Consider the following 20,886-nt stretch of genomic DNA (forward strand, 5'->3'; position numbering starts at 1 on the left):
ACTCCTTCGAATATGCTTTTATCCGGAAAACGGATTAGTTGGATACAGCTTGCTTCGTCAAACGCTCCGGAATGACGTCATTGCCGGCAACATCTTGGTACGATTCACGTTTTACCACGAGATCTGCCTGGCCGTCCTTAACGAACACCACAGCTGGCTTACGCAGACGGTTGTAGTTGCTTGCCATCGCGTAGTTGTAAGCGCCTGTGCAAGAAACCGCCAGCACATCGCCGCTTTGTACCTTCGGCAGATTCAAATCCCAGATAAGCATGTCGCCGCTCTCGCAGCATTTGCCCGCAACCGATACGACTTCCTCATTTGCCTCATTCGCACGGTTAGCGAGGATTGCTTCATACTTGGATTCATACAAGGCCGGACGAGGGTTATCTGTCATGCCGCCGTCTACAGCGACGTATTTACGCACGCCAGGAATTTCTTTGGATGTACCGACCGTGTACAAGGTCGTACCGGCATCCCCTACGATGCTGCGGCCCGGCTCAACCCAGATCTCAGGCGTCGGGTAGCTGTAGTTGTCGAAGTTATCCTTGATGGCGTCTGTGATCGCTTGTACATACTGTGCAACCGGAAGCGGAGTATCTCCATCTACATAGCGGATGCCGAAGCCGCCGCCCAGATTGATGACCTGGAAGGTCACATTCAGCTCGTCGCGCACTTTGGCTGCGAATTTGGATACTTTGTCAGCCGCCATGCGGAAGCCTTCAACCTCGAAAATTTGCGACCCGATGTGGGAGTGAACGCCCAGCAGCTGCAGGTTCGGACGCTTGGAAGCCTCTTCAACCGCTTTGTAAGCCGAGCCGTTGCCCAGGTCAAAGCCGAATTTGGAATCGGTTTGGCCTGTGGAAATGTACTCGTGCGTATGAGCTTCAACCCCAGGCGTAATGCGGAGCAAAATTTTGACCTGTTGGCCTTTTTCTCCAGCAATGTGGTTCAGCATATCCAGCTCAACGAAGTTATCCACAACGAAGCAGCCGATTTTGGCATCAATTGCCATTTCGATTTCTTCTACGGTTTTATTGTTGCCGTGGAAGTGAATGCGATCCACCGGGAATCCGGCCTGCAATGCAGTATACAGCTCGCCGTCGGAAACAATGTCCAGCGACATGCCTTCCTGCTCGGCAACGCGGCACATCGCCTGCACGCAGAACGCCTTGGAAGCGTAGGCTACCTGGAACTTCAAGCCGGACGCCTTGAATGCGTCCACATATTCTTTGCAGCGCTGGCGAATCAACGCTTCATCAAAAACATAAAGCGGCGTGCCGAACTGCTCCACCAGCTGAGTGGAATCGCAGCCGCCGATTGTCAAATGGCCTTTATCGTTAATTTTGCTTGTCCCATGCAAATACATCGGTTTGTCTCCTCTTCATCACGAAAATTTCACTTTCTCGACCTATGGCTGTAATTGTTCTCGCCATACAATAACAATAACTTATCATAGCCTCGCCGAAAAGCCAATGGATTTCTGGCGACTTTTTTTGCACTTTTTTACAGCTATGCACCAAAAGCGATAGCCGTTAAACGTCCGAAACCGAACAATTAGCCGTTATTCGGCCGGGTACGGACACGACACCCTGCTCCAGGAGACATGAAGAGCAGGCGCAGCCGGGACATCGCCCTTTCCCGCACCGCGCGCAGCTCCCAGCGCGCGGTGTTTCGCTGCATGCCGGCGGTCGGCCGACCACATTCGCATGTTCAATTGCTTTTTCGCGGCTGGCGGGTGCTGTCGTAGGCTTTGGTAATGCTCGGCCGTTCAATGTCCCATTGGACCGGCTTGCGGATAATAAGCGATATCAAGCCTTTCAAGTGGAATGGAATGAATGGCCACAAAAACGGAGAGTTGTAAGAGCGCTGCAGAGCAAGCATGATTACCCACAGCGTAGCGCCGATGATAAGGCCCGGCACCTTGAATGCGGCGGCAAGGACAAGCAGCGCCAGCCGTACGATGCGGTTGGCCAGACCCAGCTCATAGCTCGGCGTCGCAAACATTCCGATCGAGGCTACGGCCATATACAGAATGACCTCATTGACGAACAAGCCCGTTTTAACTGCAATATCCCCAATCAGAATCGCCGCGACCAGCCCCATCGCCACCGCTATCGGCTGCGGCGTATGAACAGCAGCCATCCGCATCATGTCCACGCCGATTTCCACAATGACAAATTGCAGCAGGAGCGGAAGCTTCCCTTCCTCCTGCGGGCCGAGAAACTCCAGTCCGGCGGGCTTTAACTCCGGATTCATCACCATGAGAAACCAGAGCGGCAGCAGAAAAAGCGACGCCCAAATCCCGATATACCTCACCCAGCGCAGGTAGGTACCGATAAATGGAGTATGACGATACTCCTCCGCATGCTGGCAGTGATGGAAAAAGGTCGCCGGCAAAATAATGGCCGTCGGCGATGTATCGACCATCAAAACCACGTGACCCTCCAGCATATGCGCAGCTACGACATCCGGTCGCTCCGAGTAGCGCACGAGCGGGTACGGATTCCAATTTTTCCCCAAAATAATTTCTTCCAGCTGCTTGTCAGCAAGGGGGATTCCGTCTATCGTTACGCCCTTGACCTTGTCTCTTACCGACTCCACCAGATCCATATCGGCGATGTCGTTCACATAGGCGATGCATACATTTGTTTTGCTCCGCTTACCGACCTCGACCAGCTCGAATTTCATCCGGGGGTCCTTCAGTCTGCGGCGTATGAGCATAATATTGGTCAGCAGTGTCTCCACGAACCCGTCCTTGGCGCCGCGTACGACCCGCTCCGTATCCGGCTCGGTGATCGAACGAATCGGATACGTGCGAACATCCAGCGTGATTGCCGTATCCTCGTTCTCTACGAATAGCGCGGCATTGCCGACAAGCACCCGGGATATTACGTCATTCATAGACGAAGCCTTGGATACCTGAATATGGGGAATATATTGTTCTATCATCGTTTGCACCGGTTGATGCCTCAGCGCCCCGTCAGCCAAATAACTGAGCCTCATAATAATGTCAGTCAGGATGTCGTCCTTCACCATACCGTTAACATAGACAAATGCGCTCGGCTTTCCTGCGAACACCATCTCGTGCTTTACGATATCGAAGCTGGTGCCAAGACCGATTTGCTCTTCCAGCACCCGCTTCAGCTCGGGAAGCGTCTTCGGGATCGCCTGCTGCTCCTTGTAGCGCTTCTCCTCCGGGCTCAGCGTCTGATCGGTCGCGCTGTCAGCCTTCTCCTTCTCCCCGGCCTGTCCGGCCTGTCCGGCCAAAACGCCATCCGGCGGCATTTCACCGTCAGGCGGATGATTATGATGAAAACCGTCTGTTGTACTCATGCCGTTCACCTCTCAAGGTCTAGTTTCATTACAGCTCGCCAAACACATACCATTCAAACAACGACCCGACAACCTTACCGAGCGCCATCGCCATCAGCAGCCAGCCAATCCAGCCGCCCAAATGCAGCCTTTTGGCCATAATCGGCAGCACATTGAGCACCTCGGTCAGCGCTCCGGCGAGCATACCGGTAAACATTCCGGTGAGCAATCCGAAAAAGCATGTCACCAGCACCGGCAGACGCCACTTCCAATCCAGGAAATCAGCTGCTGTCCAGTACAAGGTGCCGACAATAATAGCACTTTCAAACCAGGAAACCTGCTTGAAGCCCTTCGTCATTTGGGCCAGTCTCGGGATGATATCCAGCACCACGAGAAAAGCAACCAGACCGCCGCCGACAGCAACGCCTCCCGCGATGCCGATGAACGCCAAGACCGCGTTTTGCAGCAAAGCCGTCATCATGACGGCTTCTCGCCTTCCTGGGCGGACGGATTAGACTTCTCGTACTCGCAGGTGACCACATAGTGGTTCAAATTTTCCTGGTACATGAACATCTCCACCTCCAGCGGGCTCGGTTCTTCGCTGATTTTCTTCTGAAACAGCTGGTTAAAGAAAATCACCATGCCTCCCCCAAGCCCAATGGAGTAAGGAATTTGCAGCCAGAGCAAATGCTTGGGCTCCTGACCGGTTACAAGCTCATGAAGCCGGACATGAACCTCTCTCATGCTCACATCCGCATGGAAATTCATAATTGCCAGACCGCTGCCGACAAACAGCAGCAGCCAGACCAATACCATAAGCGGCATATTGGGCTTGGCTGGCGTGGTTTTAATTTCAATCAGGGTATGCGGCTCACCATAATGCTCAATTTGCAGCTCCGGAAAGCGGCGCTTCACCTGCTCCACGATTCGCATCATATCAATGAGAATCATCGGACCGTCCTGTTCCTTGGGCTCATAAATAAACAGCGACGACAAGGCCGGCTCCAGCTCCGGATCGACAATCAGCTGGGCTATCCGGCCAAGCAGCACCGGCTTGCCCTGCTCCAGCAGCACCCGGCGGCGAAGCCGCAAATACAGGACAGGGGGAAAACGGGACGTCATCCCTCTCACTCCCTTCCGTGAAGTTGGTTATGTTTAGTATGGATGGATTGATTTTTTAAATTCCCGGAACGAAAAGAAAAGCAGCAATACAAAGCACAATCCGTACAAGCACGCGCAGATGCTGCCATAATACCCGCGCGACTGCCCGATAAAGCTTGGAATCGCTATTGCCGCAGCACAGCCCAGCAGCGCAAGCCACGTCAGCTTGCCGCCCTTCAGGCCTTCCTGACGGCCCGCTGCGCTAGGTTTATTTTTGCGAAAAAACAGAACAACAAACAGAACGCCCAAATAAATAATCTGAATCGTAAAGGTGATCGGGACCAGCCCGAAATCAATGAACATGATGACCTGACTGACATTTTTAAACGAAAGCAGCGTAACGATCGTCACCAGTCCACCGGTCAGCACGTTAAACATTTTGTAGCTTTTATCCTTCGTAAACGAACCGAGGCCCACCAGAATCGAGAGATACAAAATCGTATATTTTAAAAACAAATTCGGCAGCCACAAGGACATAATGAACAAATCGACACGGTCCAGAAAGTCCGTAATATGAATTTGCTGCACCAGTATCCAGCCGAGGTAAATAATTTTGGAGGCTGTATTTTCTCCAATCGTAGCCACAACAAGCAGCGTCCAAATGGTCAAGATGAAGCTGGACACGACAATTCCGCATTTCATTGAGACATATAGCCCCTTTGGCTGCTTCACATTATTCAGGAAAGCGCCGAAAGCAATGATGTCCCCGAACGCGCCCGCTCCGAGCACGCCGCCCTTCAGGGGCAGCATGGCCCCATGAGAAAAAACCGGCTTGATGTTGCTCAGCTCGATCTCATTGGACAGCATCCAGGGGATAAACAAAAACAAAATAAAAAAAACAGGGAAAAACAGCGCACCCGTTCTGGCCAGCTCCTCAATGGACCCGTTGCCGAAAAAAATGAGCAGTCCCACCGTCAGCAGCAAAATAAATTCGACGGGCGTGCGCAGCAGGATGGAGGAGTTAAAGTAATCCGCATACATCCGCAGGTTTACAACCAGGTCGTAGAAGAGATACACAATCAGGAGCAGATTCAGGAATCCCCCCAGCCATTTGCCGCAAGCCTGCTTCGCGATTTCGAAAATATTTTCCCCCGGCATCCGCCGCATCAGCGTATACAGCGCAAAAGTAATCAAAAAGCCGTAAGGCACCGGCAAAAAAAAGGCCAGCCACGCATCCTGACGGGAGATCTCGGTTAAGGCCATCGGAATGCTAAGCATATTCGAAATCGAGAGCAGAGAACAGACCAGGATCATGATATGGTAGTTCCCGATATAGATGTTTTTATGCTGCATCCTCATCTACCCCTTCAGTATCCCGTTCATTAAGGGAACCAGTTGATTGACAACCCAGTCGGTGGGAAAGGTCAATGCTTGCTTATAGGCATACATCATGTAAAGGGTGACGTTAGCGAGCGCCAGAACAATAAACAGCACCTTGCTGCTGGGGATTTTCAGGGTCCGCCAATACACACCGACCGTACTGAACAAAATGACAAAAAAAACGATGATAAAGCTGGTTCTCATACGCCTTTTTCTCCTGCGGTCAAATTTTCCCGGGTCATGCCGACACGGTATACGTTCACATCGACAGCCACCTGAATAGCGCAATTACTATAGAGTTCATCCCACCGCTGCTTCCACCCGCCCATCCACTGCTGTGGATACGTTATGGCTAACGTCTGGCCCAGGCCGATGACATCGCTTTTTTTCGATTTTAGCAGGTCCAGGGTTTGCTCCAGATTCGCGGTCATCTTTTGCGCCAGAGCATCCTCCACCTCGGTGATGCTGTCAAATGTATTCCCATTACTTATATCCTCATAAATGTTTCCTTCCGCATGTACCTTCACTTCAAACCGGATGCGGTCCCCTTCCATGACGGGCTTGATTTGCGATGTCGCATGACTGATGTCGATTGAGAAAACCCCCTGCTCCGTGGCGCACGTTTCCGTATAGCTCTTGAAAGGGCTCCTCAGCAGTCGCACACTAAGCGCCTGCTCGTTCTGCAGTAAGCCAACTTGAACCCCGTTCTTGGTTATAGCGAAGCCTGTAGCCCGAATCTCTTCGGATTTGTCCTTCTCCGTCTTTAGCTTGATGATTTCCAGATACGGGAATAAAATATCCTTCCCTACCTGATTGATTTCCGAAACCACGTCCTTAACAGATGCTTTCAGGGTCGACTCCGAAATGAGCAGCTCCCTGATCTGCTCCGTCGCAAACCGTTCCAGCTTAATATCCGCACTTAAAAAATCGTGCGCCTTTCCTTTGGTGACCGCCATCAACGTCGTCAGCCGGTTCTCCGGAATGCGGGTCACGCTATCCATCAGCGGCTCAATGCCTTCCTTCACCACCTCTTCACTCAGCAGCATGACACGGCGGTGAGCAAAAAAAAGATTGCGTGACAGTCCCAGCTGCAGCTTCATGATTGCTTCACGCGGTGTTTTGGCCACCTCGGACTTCACGGTGTAGGGGTTTTTCCCTCCGCTCCCGCCTCCCCCGCCCGAAGTGCCGCCCATGTTCCCCGGCAAGGGGATCAAAATACTGACCCGGTACCCGTCTTCCTCCTTGTCAATGGCCGTACCGAGCACAAAGGCCACGTCATTGATTTCCCGGCGGTCCCAGCAGCCGGTAAGCAGCAGGCCGATCAGCAGCACCAAGACAGCTTGTTTAATCCGAATTGGAATTATTCCGGGTTCCATTCTCGGCAGCATCTCCATTCTGACCCAATTTCTCTGTTTGCTGTCCCAGCCTATCGGCATCAGCAGCGTCCATAAAAGCCGGCCTGGTTTTCATTTGCCACCAGGGAGCGCGAATAGCAACATCCTTGAAGTCTGTCACGGACAGCGGAGCGACAGGAGACAAGTACGAAACACCGAATGAACGAAGCCGGGCCATATGGCCGATAATGAGCATGACCCCGATGACAATGCCGAGCAGCCCGACCAAGGAGGCGGCCAGCATCAGCGGAAAGCGCAGCAGACGGACCGAAATGGCGGCGTTGTAGCGCGGCAGGGTAAAGGACGCTATCCCTGTAATGGAGACGACAATGACCATGGCCGCCGATACGATGCCGGCTTGAACCGCCGCCTGCCCTACTACCAGCGCGCCCAATATACTGACCGCTTGCCCGACTGTCTTCGGCAGCCGAATGCCTGCCTCGCGAAGCGCCTCAAACGCAAGCTCCATAATCATCGCTTCTACCACGGCCGGAAAGGGTATCGGCTCCCGGGAAGCGGCAATGCTCAGGAGCAGGTTCGTCGGAATCATTTCCTGATGATAGGTGGATAAAGCGATATAAATCGCCGGTGTAAGCAGGGCCAGAAACAGGCAGAGCAGACGCAGAAATCTCAGAAACGTACCGAGATAAAATCGTTCGTAATAATCCTCACTGGCCTGAAGCCACTGCCAGAACACAATTGGAGCCAGCATGACAAACGGGGTTCCGTCTACCAGGATGGCGACCCGGCCTTCCAGCAGGGAAGCGGCAACCGTGTCGGGACGCTCCGTAATCTGCAGCTGCGGAAATGGCGAATAACCGTTGTCCTGGATGAGTTCTTCTATATAACCGCTCTCCAGGACACCGTCGATTTTAATTTGTTCAATGCGGGCAACGACCTCGTCAATGAGCTTCGGATCAGCCAGCCCCTGTATATACGTAACAACTAAACTCGTATTCGTCTCCCGGCCGACAATGAGCGGCTTCATTTTCAAACGCGGAGATTTAATTTTTTGACGGATGAGCGCCGTGTTGGTCCGCAAATGCTCCGTGAAGCCTTCACGCGGCCCGCGGATGACCGATTCGGTTTCCGGCTCCGAAACTCCGCGGTGCTCCGCTCCCCTTAGACCAAGTGATGCCGCCACCCGGTTGCCCTCTACAAGAAGCCCCGTATCTCCCGACAGCACATTCATAAACAAATCGCCGAAATTGTCCAGTGTCGCCATTTGTGTGACGGGCAGCGTATTTTTTTGGAGCTGTTCAATAAAATGCTCTCCGCCCTCTAGAATCATTAGCGCTTTCATCGCCATATCCACAGCGTCCGTTTTGGCAATACCGTCAATGTAAAACATGATTGCCGCCGGACCATCTTCAATGTGAAATTCCCGCAGCACCATATCAGAGCAATCCTTATAAATAGCCATTAACAGCCGCCTGTTCTCTTCCAGTGAAGAAGAAATCGGCGTGGATTTGTAGTCTTCAATGACCAGACGGTCAAACAAGCTGTTCCGGTCCTGCTTGCGCTCCGGATCTCTCTTCCTGTTCCTGGAATCCATGCTTCTCACCGCCCTGCAGCTGATGGCTATAGAATTACCAGATCAGCCATAAATATGCGCGGACGGCGAGGTGGAGCGGGCGTGCCCTGCTTGCGCCGAAGGCCATCGTTCCACTTCCTTCACTAGCTGGGCGTACGCAAAAAAAGACCAGATGCTCATTGAGCGATCTGGTCCTTGATCGATTGCAAAATTTTCTTTTCCAGCCGGGACACCTGCACCTGGGAAATCCCCAGCCGACCGGCCACCTCCGACTGTGTCTGGTCCCGATAATACCGCAGATAAACAATCAGCCGTTCCCGCTCGGATAGAGCGCTAATCGCCTCGTTTAAGGCGAGCTTATCAAACCAGCGGTCCTGCGATTCATCCGCGATCTGATCCATCAGTGTAATCGGGTCTCCTTCATTCTCGAAAACCGTTTCGTGTATCGAGGTGGGAGGCTTGTTTGCTTCCTGAGCAAAGACGACCTCCTCCGGGGTCAGACCCAGCTCCTCCGCCACTTCCTTAATGGTCGGCAAACGGCCGATGCGCTTGGACAGCTCGTCCTTCGTCTTCCTGACTTTATTCGCTAGCTCCTTGAGTGAACGACTGACCTTGACCGTACCGTCATCACGTAAAAAACGCTGAATCTCGCCGATGATCATCGGCACCGCATACGTGGAAAACTTTACATCATAGGATAAATCAAATTTATCCACCGATTTGAGCAGCCCAATGCAGCCAATTTGGAATAAATCCTCCGGCTCATAGCCTCTACCCAAAAAACGCTGCACGACAGACCATACGAGACGGATATTGCAGTGTACCAAGGTTTCTCTGGCCACTGTGTCTCCGGCTTGGCTCATCGCGATTAAACGTTTCACTTCCTGGTCGTCAAGATAGTTGTGAGAGGCATGCTTCAAGTCCACGTCCATAGCTCCAACCCCTAGTTCACTAGCGCTTTTTTAGATTCGATTCGCTTCACCATTCTCACTGTTGTGCCTTGTCCGGGTGCGGTTACGATTTCCAGCTCATCCATGAAGTTTTCCATAATGGTAAAGCCCATTCCCGACCGCTCCAGCTCAGGCTTGGATGTGAACAGCGGCTGGCGGGCTTCCTCCACATCTTCAATCCCGCTCCCGAAGTCCTCAATGGACAAGAGAATGACATCCCCCTCGATCCGGGCCTCGATCCGGATAATCCCGTCCTCGCGGTTGTTATACCCGTGAATAATCGCATTGGTCACCGCTTCGGAGACAACCGTTTTCAGATCGGTCAGCTCATCCAGCGTCGGGTCCAGCTGAGAGATAAAAGCAGCGACGGCAACACGAGCAAACGACTCATTTTCCGACTTGCTGGCAAATTGCAGGCTCATATGGTTGGTATACATTATGATACGACCTCCAGACTGGACAAGGCCTCATGCTCATTGTCCTGGAAGTGAAGTATCTTAAAGAGCCCGGACATTTCAAACAAACGGTACACTGCGGGACTGACATCACAGACAACCATTTTGCCGCCCCGGCTTGTGATTTGCTTGTAACGGCCCAGCACAACGCCAATCCCGGAGCTGTCCATGAAGGTCAGCTCCTTCATGCTAAGTACAATGTGAGTCACATTCCCTTTTAGAATCTCCCGCTCCAGCTGTGCTTTGACGGTATCGGCCGTATGATGGTCAAGCTCTCCCTTTAAGCGGACAATCAGGGTTTTACGGTGATGCTCCATCTCGATCTGCAAACTCATGAACATGCTCACTCCTTTGGGCCGGGCTTTGGCGAAGCCAAGCCGATTCAGTGCAGAATCAGAATGTGATTCGCATGTTCAATCATTTCTACAATCCAGGAGCCAGTTCCTGCCAGCTGACAAAACTAGAAGCGTTCCGCTAAAAGAAGTGGCTGTCCGACAAACGTGTCGGAATCCGGCAGACCTGCGCGTTGTTTAATCGAGCAGCATCAGCTTTTTGCCGGTCCGCTTGAACAGGGTCCACCAGCCTGCCTTTTCCACCTTCACCGGCGATTCGATAGCAAACTCGGCAATGGTCTGCTCTCCCTTAAACACAACCAGCTTTCCGACCTGCTGTCCGGCCTCAATCGGCGCTTTGAGCTTCGGATCCAGCTGCAGCTCATGACGGATCTGATCCGTCGGCTCGCCTTTACGCAGGAGAACGCTGTAATGCCGTGACGCAACAAGCGGAACCAGCGCCTGCTCACCCTTTTCGACCTCCAGCGTGCCAATCGCATCGCCGGACTTCACAATCGGGTAATTCGTATACTGGGAGAAGGCGTAATCAAACATATGTGTGACTTCGTTATTGCGGGTTTTTGTATCCGGCTCTCCCATGACCACCGCGATAATCCGGAAATTGTCGCGCTTAGCGGTTGCTGACAGGCAATATTTAGCTTCGCTGGTATAGCCTGTTTTGAGCCCGTCCGCCCCGCTGTAGAAACGGACCAGCTTATTCGTGTTTACAAGCCAGAACGGCTTCGCGGACTCTTTGCGCAAGTAATCCTGATACTGGCCCGTAAACTTTGTAACCTCCTCGTGCTTTAGCAGCTCGCGGCTCATGGCGGCAATATCGGCCGCCGAGGTGTAATGATTGTCCGCAGGCAGGCCGTTGACGTTCGCGAAATGTGTGTTCTTCAGCCCGAGCTGCTTCGCTTTTTCATTCATCATGTCCACGAAGCCCTGCTCTGTCCCGGCAATCTTCTCCGCCATCGCTACGGAAGCGTCATTTCCAGAGGCCATGGCAATGCCCTTCAGCATTTCTTCGACCGTCATTTCCTCGCCCGGCTCCAGAAAAATTTGCGATCCTCCCATAGAGGCGGCATGTTCGCTTGTACTGACCTTATCGCCCATTTTAAGCTTGCCGTCATCCAGAGCCTCCATAATGAGCAGCATCGTCATCACCTTTGTAATACTGGCGGGCGGCAGCTTCTCATTGCTGCTTTTCTCATAAATGACTGTACCGGTATCAGCATCAATCAAAATTGCTGACTTGGCGTTTGGCGCGAGATCCGGCGCCTGCGCTTTGCTTTCCTCTTTGGCTGCCATAACCGTCAGCGGCCAACTACTCAGCATTCCCAAACAAATGAACACGATCCATGCTTTTTTGAACACGATGCTTACCCCTCCTGATAGTGGTCTTCGGCGTGCATGCAGATGCTTTCTAGTTTGGACGTAATGATGGGAATTTATTCCTCCAGTCAAAAAGCCCCTGAATGTTCAGAGATAAGCTCTGAACATTCAGGGGCTTTCGGTTATAGGCTAGCTTCGAAGCTTGTTTTTACTTCTCCTGCGCCTGGGCCAAAATCAGACCCTTTTCACGCCATCCTTCGTTACAATGGCATAGATTAGCGGCGGAGCAGAGGCAGGCTCCGGAGCAATCGTCACCGCGGCAAGCAGACGTTCGCGGATTCGTTCCAGCACACTGCTGTCGGTCAGGCTCGTATGCAGCTCGGCGATCGGCTGTCCGGCTTCGACCACGTCTCCGATTTTGGCGAGCAGGACAATTCCGGCACCGAGATCAATGGCTGACTGCTTCGTTTCTCGCCCGGCACCGAGCATCATGGCACAGATACCGATTTCTTCCGCCTCCAGCCGGTGGACGAATCCGCTTGCCGGAGCGGTCACGGTGAAGCTGTGGCCTGCGGACGGCAGCAGGCCCGGCTGATCAATGAACGACGGCGTTCCGCCCTGGGCGGCAACAAATTCCTTGAATTTTTTCAAGGCATAGCCGTTTTCAATGAGACGCTGCAGCTCCTCATAGCCCTCCTCGACAGTTAAAGCCGCCTGTCCGAGCACAAGCATATGAGCTCCCAGCAGCAGGCACAGCTCGGTCAAATCGGCAGGACCCTGTCCGCGCAAGGTATCCATGGCCTCTCGGATCTCCAGCGCATTGCCGATGGCCCGGCCAAGCGGCTGCTCCATTCCGGTAATAACAGCTACGGTTTCCCGGCCAACCTCCGTTCCGATATCGACCATGGCTTGCGCAAGCCGAATCGCATCCTCGATTGTTTTCATGAAGGCGCCGCTGCCGATTTTCACATCCAGTACAATGGCATCCGCACCGGAAGCAATCTTCTTGCTCATGACAGAGCTGGCAATGAGCGGGATTGAATTCACAGTCGCCGTCACATCCCGCAGGGCATACAGCTGCTTGTCCGCAGGCGTAATGTTGCCGGACTGGCTGATCACAGCCACGCCATGCTTGTTCACCAAATCAATAAAGTCTTCCCGATTCTGCTCCACCTGAAAGCCGGTAATCGACTCCAGCTTATCGATCGTGCCCCCGGTATGGCCGAGCCCGCGACCCGACATTTTGGCCACAGGAACCCCGGCGGCGGCTACAAGAGGGGCAAGGATCAGTGTCGTCGTATCTCCCACGCCGCCGGTGCTGTGCTTATCCACTTTCACTCCCCGAATCGATCCGAGATCCATCTGGTCGCCCGATCGGGCCATCGCCAGCGTCAGCTCAGCGGTCTCGCGGGCTGTCATTCCTTGAAAAAACACAGCCATCGACCATGCAGCGATTTGATAATCCGGGATGCGGCCTTCCGCGTAGCCCTGAATCAGAAAGCTGATTTCCTCAGCGGTCAGCTCCCCGCCATCCCGTTTTTTTTGAATAAGATCCACGGTCCGCATGTCCGTTCACTCCCCATTATAACTACAGGCCGCGTACTGGCCCCCGCACTTATTGCAATCGATCCAATATAATATTGTTGCCCCTTACAGAAGCCTTTAGACCCAGAGCAGACAATTTTACGTAAATCTGGTCCGAAACATAGCCTGCAATGCCCGCTTCGTACGGCTGATTGTTCGCAAAGCTGATGATTTTGCCCGGTCCAAGATTTACCGTCAGGTATTGCCCGTCATTGCTGACATATTTCTCAAATACCATAACCGGCAAATACTGGTCTCCGTTCTCCTGGACAACCAGGTACACCTTGGTCGAATTCAAGGCCAGATCGCTGGATTTCACAGCCAAAGGCTTGTCCGCATTCGTTCCACCGGTACCCGTTGCGCCTTTGTTCGGCTTCGTTAATTTCACCTGCTTCGCCGCATCGTCATAGCCTACCTCATAGCCGAATATTTCCCCTGCCGCCCGGACCGGAAAATAGCTGTCGCCTTCAATGACGATAACATCCTTCGGCGATGCCTTGCCGTCAATGACTAACGATAAGGTACCATCCACCGCTTTGCCGATAATTTGCCGGGCATCATCCGCAAAAGCCGTTACTGAGCAGGTTAACAGCACTCCAGTCAAAACACCCGCGACATATTTCTTCATCACTGCCACATCCCTCTCCCAATTGTTGTATAAACTCATTATACATTGGCATTTCCTTCCTTAGCAAATGGTGCAAAACCTTGTCGAAAGAAGGAGGCTTGGCGGTTATGGGATCGGGAATGCGGCAAACGGAGTGATGCTATTGAATATGGGAAAATCCGCGGGAGCCATTGACGGCAAAAGCGGCCGCACTCCGCCGATAGCATCTATTGGCAGGCTGCAGCCGCTGGTTGCATGGACAAAAGCAGCAAAGACGGTTTTGAAATGTAAAACCAGTTTCTCCGCGCAGGCCCCGCGTCTTGGAAGCCCTGCGCCGCTACACGGCCGCTTCTTGCACAAACAACCGGATAAGCTGCGTAAACTTCGGCTTCGTTCGGTTGGCCACAGCAACCACCTGCTCGTGAGTGAGCGGCTCAAGCTCCTCGCCGATTGCCATATCGGTTATGCAGGAGATGCCCAGCACACGCAGTCCCGCATGACGGGCGGCAATCACCTCTGGAACAGTGGACATGCCTACTGCATCGCCGCCCAGCTCAGCCAGCATCGTCAGCTCCGCTGGAGTCATGTACGCCGGACCGCTGATCCCGCAGTAAACTCCCGCCACAAGCCGAAGCGCTTCTCCGTCTTCCCCCTGAATCCGGCCCGCCAGCGTTCGGGCAAGCGAGCGGTATTCCGGATCATAGGCGGTGGACATATCGGGGAAACGAACGCCCAGATCGGCGTCGTTGCGTCCGATAAGGGGATTGTCGCCCGTCATATTCAAATGATCCTCGATAAGCATCAGATCCCCCGGCTGGAAGGAACGGTTCATGCCTCCGGCGGCGTTCGTAATCACAAGTACACGTACACCCAGCCGGCGCAGCACGTACACCGGAAGCACAACCTGGCGCATGCTGTAGCCCTCGTAATAATGAAACCGGCCCTGCATGACGGCCACCGGACGTCCCTCCAGCCGGCCGATGACCAGCTGTCCCGCATGTCCTTCCACGGTGGACACCGGAAAGCCCGGTATGTCCCCATAGGCAATCTGGACTCCCTCTTCAACCTGATCAGCCAGCTCCCCCAGGCCGGATCCAAGAATCAGCCCCCACTCCGGAAGCGCTGCGCCCGCAGCGGTTATACGGGATTGGATGTATTCCGCAGCCTGTTTTACTGCGCCAAGCAGTTCGGATTGCAGATTCATTGTCATCGTCTTCTCCATGCCTCCTACAGTTTGGCCAGGATGCCATGAATGAGCCCGGCGAATTGCTTGCGTACACGACGAGCCGTTTCCATTACTTCATCATGGGACAGCGGCTGAGGGAGTATGCCTGCCGCCATGTTGGTGATGCAGGAGATGCCCAGCACCTCCAGACCGCTATGCCTTGCCGCAATGACCTCCGGAACAGTAGACATCCCGACGCTGTCCGCCCCCAGCTTGCGCAGCATGCGAATCTCGGCCGGCGTCTCGTAGGACGGGCCAAGCAGTCCCGCGTACACGCCCTGACGGAGCGAAACCCCCTGCTCCTCTGCCGATTCGATTGCCACCGACCGCAGCCTGCTGCTGTACGCTTCGGACAAATCAGGAAAGCGCACGCCAACCTCGGAATCGTTAGGACCAATAAGCGGATTCCGGTACATCAAATTGAGGTGATCGGTAATCAGCATCAAGTCTCCGGCCTCGAACTGTTCATTCACGCCTCCGGCGGCGTTCGTAATCAGCACGGTATGAATCCCGAGCGCTTTCATCACCTGGATCGGAAACGCAACCTGCTGTGCCGAGTAGCCCTCATACAGATGGAAGCGGCCCTTCATCAGCAATACCTTTTTCCCCTGCAGCTCGCCGACTATCAGTTCTCCCGCATGTCCCTCCACAGTGGAGACCGGAAAATGCGGAATTTCCTCGTAATGTATCACCGTAACATTCTGCACCGATTCCGCAAGCACGCCAAGGCCCGATCCGAGAATAAGCCCGATTTGGGGCATGAACGGGATTTCCTCTTCAATAAATTGCTTCGCCTGGTTAATTCGGTCCGTCAAACTCAGTTCCTGTCGTATCATTCGGCTTCCTCCCCAATCTCGGCATCCTTACTTAATTGTCAAGCTCATTCAAAAAGCTCGTGCCATATTCCGCCTGCAGCCCGAAATTATGAGCGACCGTCGCCCCCGCATCGGCAAAGGTATCACGAATGCCAAGAGAACGCCCGCTCTTCATCGAAGGGCTCCAGGCCAGCAGCGGGACATATTCACGCGTATGATCCGTTCCGCTATGATACGGGTCATTGCCGTGATCAGCGGTCAATAGCAGCAAATCATCGCTGCGCATCGACTCCATCAGCTCAGGCAGCCAGGCATCGAATTGCTCCAGCGCCTGACCGTACCCTTGCGGATCGCGGCGGTGCCCGTACAAGGAATCGAAGTCAACCAAATTTGTAAAAAGCAATCCGCGGAAGTCCTCTGCCAAGGCCGCCTTCGTCTTCGCCATTCCGTCTGCATTAGATGTGGTGGACATGGCGCGGGTAACCCCTTCGCCGGAATAAATGTCATTGATTTTGCCCACTGCAATGATATCCAGCCCCGCGTCCTTCAATTGGTTCATCACCGTTGGCGCCGGGGGCTTCACTGCGTAATCGTGACGATTCGGTGTGCGCTCGAAGGCTCCCGGCTCTCCGGTATACGGCCTTGCAATAACGCGGCCCACCGCATACGGCGCTTCCAGGGTCAGCTCACGGGCGATTTGACACCCGCGGTACAGCTCCTCCAGCGGGATTTTCTGCTCGTGGGCGGCGATTTGGAACACACTGTCCGCTGACGTATATACAATCCATGCCCCAGTCCGAAGCTGCTCTTCGCCGAGCTCAACCAATATTTCCGTACCGGAGGCCGGCTTATTGCCAATGACCGGACGGCCTGTCGCCTCCGTAAACCTTTGAAGCAGCTCCTCCGGGAACCCGTCCGGGAACGTCTGAAACGGGATATCCACCCGCAGCCCCATCAGCTCCCAATGCCCGGTCATCGTATCCTTGCCGACCGAGGTTTCCACCATCTTGCCATAGCCGCCCAAAGGCTCCTCTACAGCATCAATTCCGGTCAAGGGCGCAATATGCCCGAGACCAAGCCGGGCCAGGTTCGGCAGCTTCAGCCCCCGGCGGGCGGCAATATGGCCGAGGGTATGCGCCCCTTCATCTCCGAACCGTGGCGCGTCGGGAAGCTCGCCAATGCCCACGCTGTCCAGCACGATAAAAATAATTCTGCGGTAACTCACCGGTTCCCCTCCTTGTACATTGCAAGCACGTTTGGCTGCTTCTGGATGATGAGGCATCCAAGGTTTAACATTTTCAGATCATGCAGTTATTATCGCATAAGCCGCTGTAACGGGGCAACCGGAGCAGAGAGCATGTTTCCCTAGCTACACCGGAAGCCCGGGGCTTACGACCTCGAAGCCATGAAGAAAAGGCACCCCTTCGAAAAATTGCACCAGGCAAACCATCAGGCTGTACCCATGCTTTTTCTAAGAGGTGCGCTTTACGACGGATTGTACGCTGCACGCGGTTCGAATTCCAGCGATGAATTGGCTGCGGCAGTCCGGCTGCGAACTATGGAATTTAAAACCGCCGGTGAACTTGTCCCGTTACTTTTGCTTCGCCCGCGGATGGGCCAGCTCGTAAACATCCTTCAACCTTTTTTTCGTGACCGTGGCATACACCTGTGTGGTGGTGATGTCGGCATGGCCAAGCATCTCCTGCACGGCGCGCAAATCAGCGCCATTCTCCAGCAGGTGCGAAGCGAAGGAATGACGAAGGGTGTGCGGTGTAATGTCCGCATCTACTCCGGCGGCCTGCGCGTACTTTTTCAGCAGCTTCCAGAAGCCCTGACGGGTCATCCGGGTGCCGAGCTGACTGATGAACAGCGCCGGCTCAGCTAGTGTATCCTGCCTTACCAGCGCCGCGCGAGCGCCGCCTATATACTGGCGGAGCCACTCCACGGCAATTCCGCCAAGCGGAATAATACGTTCCTTGCCGCCACTCCCGACACAGCGTACAAAGCTCATATCCAGATTAATGCTGTCCACATTCAAATCGACCAGCTCCGACACACGAATGCCGCTTGCATACAGCAGCTCCAGCATCGTCTTGTCACGGACACCCGCTTCCGTATCCGTCTGCGGCGCTTCCAGCAGCTTCTCCACGTCAGTCAGGCTGATTACCTTCGGCAGCTTGCGGTCGATTCGCGGAGCTTCCATATGTACGGACGGATCGTGGTCCACCAGCCGTTCCCGCAGCAAATATTTATATAAGGCCCGAATCGCGGCCAAGGATCGTGAAATCGTCGCCGCCGTTTTCCGGCTTTGCTTCAGCTGCAGAAGGAATGCCGTCAAATGCAGCTTCCGGCTGTCCCCCCACCCGGACAGCTCGTAGCTGTCCCTCAAAAAATGCATGTACTGCCTTACATCCCGCTCATACGATTGAAGCGTATTTGCTGCCAAGCCCCGTTCGTGAGACAAGCTGTTTATCCAATCCTGAATGGCCTGTTCCAACCTGCGCCGCTCCCCTTACGCCTGTCCACGGCAAAAGCAAGGCTTCCGTTCACCTGCCCGCCGGGACACCATGTCATGTCAGTTTCTCTAAATAAACATTCCACAAGACCGTACAAAACTCCTGCCCGAAGGAGGGTTACGTATAACCGGCTCCCTTCCGCAGGCTATTCCCCGATCCAGTAAAATAAAATGAGCCGGTCCAGCACCGTCTCTGGACGTGCGGGCTCCCCGTCCGGCTCGAAGGCTTTTACCGCCCGTCCGCTCGGTTCTTTATACCGCTGCATCGGCTCAACCCACGAGGAGACAAATTGAAACAGATGATATAGCAGAAAGGACAGCAGCAGCAGCATAAAAACAAACTTCCCTCTCATCCACCATTTGCGCACACTGAATATCATTGGTTTTGCCCCTTTGCCGAAGTTTTGCCCTCCTTTTATCGTATGCCTGCGGTCCAAGCCGTATGAACCCGGAGGCGTCAGCTTAAATGCTCGTAGCGGACCTTGTCTCCCTCCAACAGCTTCATCAGGGGGGTGTAGGAATAACCGAGCGCTTCGGCTACGGCGGGATGCGTCATTTGCCCTTTGTAGGTGTTGACGCCGAGCCGCAGCGGCTCATTGTCCGTTACCGCTTGCTTGAAGCCCTTCGCCGCCAGCTCCAGGGCGTAGCTAATCGTCACATTCGTCAAAGCCAGCGTCGAGGTCCGGGGTACCGCGCCCGGCATATTCGCGACCGCGTAATGAAGGACGCCATGCTTTTCATAGACAGGATTGCTGTGGGTCGTTACCCGGTCCACCGTCTCGATGGTTCCGCCTTGATCGACCGCGACATCGACGATAACGGCCCCTTTTTTCATCGTCTGCACCATAGCATCGGTCACCAGCTTTGGCGCCCTGGCCCCCGGGATAAGGACCGCCCCAATAAGCAAATCCGCCTTCTGGACAGCGCAGGCAATGTTATACGGATTCGACATTAATGTCCGTACCCGGCCGCCAAAAATATCATCCAAATACCGCATCCGGTCCAAGCTGCGATCGAGAATCACCACGCTGGCGCCGAGCCCGAGGGCCATCTTGGCCGCGTTCGTGCCGACGATCCCCCCGCCCAAAATCACAACATCCGCCGGAGGCACGCCAGGAACGCCGCCCAGCAATATCCCCCGTCCCCCGTTCATTTTTTCCAAAAATTGCGCGCCGACCTGAACCGACATTCGGCCCGCCACCTCACTCATCGGCGTAAGCAGCGGCAATCCTCCGCCCGCAAGCTGAATCGTTTCGTAAGCAATTGCCGTCACCTGCTTCTCCAGCAGCGCAGCCCCCAGTCCGCCCGCAGCGGCCAGGTGTAAATAGGTGAACAGCACCTGGTTCGGCCGGAAACGGTCATATTCCTCCGGCAGCGGCTCCTTGACCTTCATAATCATGCCGGCCTGCTCCCATACCTCGTCAGCGGTCGGCAGCACTACAGCGCCTTCCTGCTCGTAATCGCCGTCACTGAAGCCGCTGCCTTCACCGGCTCCCCGCTCCACAACAACAGCATGTCCCGCCATTCGGAGCATCCCGGCTCCCGCAGGTGTAAGAGCGACGCGGTACTCATTATTTTTGATCTCCTTCGGAACACCAATGATCATCGATTGCGCTGTCATGGCATCTCCCTCCTTAGCCGTGATTTGTTTCCACTTTCTAGTGTGCCGAACTGTCATCATTTTATTTATGATTATTGTGGCCGAGTTGCTCCTGGCAGCAGGGCGGTATCCATGCCGGAAACGAAACAAATCCGCAAATAAACGCAGGTACATCCCGGTTTTAAATAAAAAACGCTTGATTTCTGCATGAGGCAGCATCAAGCGTTTTTATCCGAATCCGGTTCTTTCTCTGCTTTTTGTTTGTCGTTACAGCGGTGGCAAACTCCCATGAAATCCAGCCGGTGATCGTGCACCTTGAAGTTAAATTCCTGCTCCAGCCGTTCTTCCAGCGGTGTCAGCCAGTCCTCCATAATTTCATCCACGGCTCCGCACTGCACACAAATCAAGTGGTGGTGATGGTGACGGTTGCTTTCATTCCGCAAATCGTAGCGCGCCACACCGTCGCCAAAATTCATCTTCTCTACGACATGAAGCTCGCTCAAAAGCTCTAAAGTCCGATATACAGTAGCCAGACCGATCTCCGGAGCCTTATCCTTTACTAGCATAAACACATCTTCCGCAGATAAATGGTCTTCCTCATTTTCAAGCAAGACTCGAACGGTCGCTTCACGCTGCGGCGTCAGCTTGTAGCCCTGGGACTGCAGCTGCTGTTTTATTTTTTCAATGCGCGATTCCATTCGGCTCCTCCTCCGACTTGCACCTTCAACTCATGTAACTATTATAGAA

General features: G+C 54.0%; 21 protein-coding genes. All 21 read right to left on the reverse strand.

The genetic code is table 11. The features are described from left to right. Positions 1-34: 34 nt before the first annotated feature. On the reverse strand, positions 35-1,366 hold the full coding sequence (gene lysA / locus WBG83_RS02740; RefSeq protein ID WP_336742450.1) for a diaminopimelate decarboxylase: 1,332 nt from the start codon (positions 1,364-1,366) through the stop codon (positions 35-37). 344 nt (positions 1,367-1,710) lie between these two features. Continuing rightward, positions 1,711-3,333, reverse strand: coding sequence for a spore germination protein (locus tag WBG83_RS02745; RefSeq protein WP_336742452.1), 1,623 nt, complete (start codon positions 3,331-3,333; stop codon positions 1,711-1,713). A 28-nt stretch (positions 3,334-3,361) separates the two neighbouring features. Further along, complete coding sequence (locus tag WBG83_RS02750) at positions 3,362-3,793, reverse strand: stage V sporulation protein AB (RefSeq protein WP_336742453.1); 432 nt, start codon at positions 3,791-3,793, stop codon at positions 3,362-3,364. Next, entirely contained in the window at positions 3,790-4,434 is a 645-nt protein-coding gene (locus tag WBG83_RS02755) for a stage V sporulation protein AA (RefSeq protein WP_336742455.1), read from the reverse strand. Before WBG83_RS02755 ends, WBG83_RS02750 begins: the two co-directional genes overlap by 4 nt. 33 nt (positions 4,435-4,467) lie before the next feature. After that, the gene (locus WBG83_RS02760; protein WP_336742456.1) at positions 4,468-5,766 is read right to left on the reverse strand and encodes a GerAB/ArcD/ProY family transporter; all 1,299 of its coding nucleotides are present in this window, start codon (positions 5,764-5,766) and stop codon (positions 4,468-4,470) included. Between the two features lie 6 nt (positions 5,767-5,772). After that, the gene (locus tag WBG83_RS02765) at positions 5,773-5,997 is read right to left on the reverse strand and encodes a hypothetical protein (protein WP_336742458.1); all 225 of its coding nucleotides are present in this window, start codon (positions 5,995-5,997) and stop codon (positions 5,773-5,775) included. Next, positions 5,994-7,169, reverse strand: a complete 1,176-nt coding sequence (locus tag WBG83_RS02770; protein ID WP_336742460.1) for a Ger(x)C family spore germination protein — start codon at positions 7,167-7,169, stop codon at positions 5,994-5,996. Before WBG83_RS02770 ends, WBG83_RS02765 begins: the two co-directional genes overlap by 4 nt. Beyond that, positions 7,138-8,742 carry a spore germination protein gene (locus tag WBG83_RS02775; RefSeq protein ID WP_336742461.1) on the reverse strand — a complete coding sequence of 535 codons (1,605 nt, stop codon included), beginning with the start codon at positions 8,740-8,742 and terminating at the stop codon, positions 7,138-7,140. Before WBG83_RS02775 ends, WBG83_RS02770 begins: the two co-directional genes overlap by 32 nt. Positions 8,743-8,897: 155 nt before the next feature. Further along, positions 8,898-9,653 (reverse strand): RNA polymerase sporulation sigma factor SigF, encoded by a 756-nt coding sequence (gene sigF, locus WBG83_RS02780; RefSeq protein ID WP_336742464.1) that lies wholly within the window; start codon positions 9,651-9,653, stop codon positions 8,898-8,900. 11 nt (positions 9,654-9,664) lie between these two features. Continuing rightward, a complete protein-coding gene (spoIIAB, locus tag WBG83_RS02785; RefSeq protein ID WP_336742466.1) occupies positions 9,665-10,108 on the reverse strand; it encodes an anti-sigma F factor in 444 nt (147 codons plus the stop codon). After that, the gene (gene spoIIAA, locus WBG83_RS02790) at positions 10,108-10,461 is read right to left on the reverse strand and encodes an anti-sigma F factor antagonist (RefSeq protein WP_336742468.1); all 354 of its coding nucleotides are present in this window, start codon (positions 10,459-10,461) and stop codon (positions 10,108-10,110) included. The genes spoIIAB and spoIIAA overlap by 1 nt, the downstream gene beginning before the upstream one ends. 195 nt (positions 10,462-10,656) lie before the next feature. Beyond that, positions 10,657-11,796, reverse strand: coding sequence for a D-alanyl-D-alanine carboxypeptidase family protein (locus WBG83_RS02795; RefSeq protein WP_442955781.1), 1,140 nt, complete (start codon positions 11,794-11,796; stop codon positions 10,657-10,659). Between the two features lie 231 nt (positions 11,797-12,027). Further along, complete coding sequence (locus WBG83_RS02800) at positions 12,028-13,359, reverse strand: pyrimidine-nucleoside phosphorylase (RefSeq protein ID WP_336742469.1); 1,332 nt, start codon at positions 13,357-13,359, stop codon at positions 12,028-12,030. A gap of 49 nt (positions 13,360-13,408) precedes the next feature. Next, on the reverse strand, positions 13,409-14,005 hold the full coding sequence (locus WBG83_RS02805; RefSeq protein WP_336742471.1) for a stalk domain-containing protein: 597 nt from the start codon (positions 14,003-14,005) through the stop codon (positions 13,409-13,411). A gap of 316 nt (positions 14,006-14,321) precedes the next feature. Then, a complete protein-coding gene (locus WBG83_RS02810) occupies positions 14,322-15,194 on the reverse strand; it encodes a purine-nucleoside phosphorylase (protein ID WP_336742472.1) in 873 nt (290 codons plus the stop codon). 17 nt (positions 15,195-15,211) lie between these two features. Then, complete coding sequence (locus WBG83_RS02815) at positions 15,212-16,045, reverse strand: purine-nucleoside phosphorylase (RefSeq protein ID WP_336742473.1); 834 nt, start codon at positions 16,043-16,045, stop codon at positions 15,212-15,214. 31 nt (positions 16,046-16,076) lie between these two features. Then, a complete protein-coding gene (gene deoB, locus WBG83_RS02820) occupies positions 16,077-17,249 on the reverse strand; it encodes a phosphopentomutase (RefSeq protein ID WP_336742475.1) in 1,173 nt (390 codons plus the stop codon). A 366-nt stretch (positions 17,250-17,615) separates the two neighbouring features. Continuing rightward, the gene (gene xerD, locus WBG83_RS02825) at positions 17,616-18,521 is read right to left on the reverse strand and encodes a site-specific tyrosine recombinase XerD (RefSeq protein WP_336742476.1); all 906 of its coding nucleotides are present in this window, start codon (positions 18,519-18,521) and stop codon (positions 17,616-17,618) included. A 164-nt stretch (positions 18,522-18,685) separates the two neighbouring features. Next, positions 18,686-18,919, reverse strand: a complete 234-nt coding sequence (locus tag WBG83_RS02830; RefSeq protein WP_336742478.1) for a DUF4227 family protein — start codon at positions 18,917-18,919, stop codon at positions 18,686-18,688. Between the two features lie 77 nt (positions 18,920-18,996). Next, positions 18,997-20,145, reverse strand: coding sequence for an alanine dehydrogenase (gene ald, locus WBG83_RS02835; RefSeq protein ID WP_336742629.1), 1,149 nt, complete (start codon positions 20,143-20,145; stop codon positions 18,997-18,999). 212 nt (positions 20,146-20,357) lie between these two features. After that, positions 20,358-20,837, reverse strand: coding sequence for a ferric iron uptake transcriptional regulator (fur, locus tag WBG83_RS02840; protein ID WP_336742481.1), 480 nt, complete (start codon positions 20,835-20,837; stop codon positions 20,358-20,360). Between the last annotated feature and the right edge of the window lie 49 nt (positions 20,838-20,886).

Origin of the sequence: Paenibacillus sp. y28, assembly GCF_037137075.1 — a bacterium.
Taxonomy (GTDB): Bacteria; Bacillota; Bacilli; order Paenibacillales; family NBRC-103111; genus JBBBNV01.

Coding starts and splice junctions, on each gene's coding strand:
- WBG83_RS02795 (WP_442955781.1), bottom strand. CDS start 11,796: ATGCTGAGTAGTTGGCCGCTGACGGTTATGGCAGCCAAAGAGGAAAGC.
- lysA (WP_336742450.1), bottom strand. CDS start 1,366: ATGTATTTGCATGGGACAAGCAAAATTAACGATAAAGGCCATTTGACA.
- fur (WP_336742481.1), bottom strand. CDS start 20,837: ATGGAATCGCGCATTGAAAAAATAAAACAGCAGCTGCAGTCCCAGGGC.
- ald (WP_336742629.1), bottom strand. CDS start 20,145: ATGATCATTGGTGTTCCGAAGGAGATCAAAAATAATGAGTACCGCGTC.
- WBG83_RS02745 (WP_336742452.1), bottom strand. CDS start 3,333: ATGAGTACAACAGACGGTTTTCATCATAATCATCCGCCTGACGGTGAA.
- WBG83_RS02815 (WP_336742473.1), bottom strand. CDS start 16,045: ATGATACGACAGGAACTGAGTTTGACGGACCGAATTAACCAGGCGAAG.
- WBG83_RS02770 (WP_336742460.1), bottom strand. CDS start 7,169: ATGGAACCCGGAATAATTCCAATTCGGATTAAACAAGCTGTCTTGGTG.
- WBG83_RS02810 (WP_336742472.1), bottom strand. CDS start 15,194: ATGACAATGAATCTGCAATCCGAACTGCTTGGCGCAGTAAAACAGGCT.
- sigF (WP_336742464.1), bottom strand. CDS start 9,653: ATGGACGTGGACTTGAAGCATGCCTCTCACAACTATCTTGACGACCAG.
- WBG83_RS02750 (WP_336742453.1), bottom strand. CDS start 3,793: ATGATGACGGCTTTGCTGCAAAACGCGGTCTTGGCGTTCATCGGCATC.
- WBG83_RS02800 (WP_336742469.1), bottom strand. CDS start 13,359: ATGCGGACCGTGGATCTTATTCAAAAAAAACGGGATGGCGGGGAGCTG.
- WBG83_RS02775 (WP_336742461.1), bottom strand. CDS start 8,742: ATGGATTCCAGGAACAGGAAGAGAGATCCGGAGCGCAAGCAGGACCGG.
- WBG83_RS02755 (WP_336742455.1), bottom strand. CDS start 4,434: ATGACGTCCCGTTTTCCCCCTGTCCTGTATTTGCGGCTTCGCCGCCGG.
- WBG83_RS02760 (WP_336742456.1), bottom strand. CDS start 5,766: ATGCAGCATAAAAACATCTATATCGGGAACTACCATATCATGATCCTG.
- spoIIAA (WP_336742468.1), bottom strand. CDS start 10,461: ATGAGTTTGCAGATCGAGATGGAGCATCACCGTAAAACCCTGATTGTC.
- WBG83_RS02765 (WP_336742458.1), bottom strand. CDS start 5,997: ATGAGAACCAGCTTTATCATCGTTTTTTTTGTCATTTTGTTCAGTACG.
- WBG83_RS02805 (WP_336742471.1), bottom strand. CDS start 14,005: ATGAAGAAATATGTCGCGGGTGTTTTGACTGGAGTGCTGTTAACCTGC.
- WBG83_RS02830 (WP_336742478.1), bottom strand. CDS start 18,919: ATGATATTCAGTGTGCGCAAATGGTGGATGAGAGGGAAGTTTGTTTTT.
- spoIIAB (WP_336742466.1), bottom strand. CDS start 10,108: ATGTATACCAACCATATGAGCCTGCAATTTGCCAGCAAGTCGGAAAAT.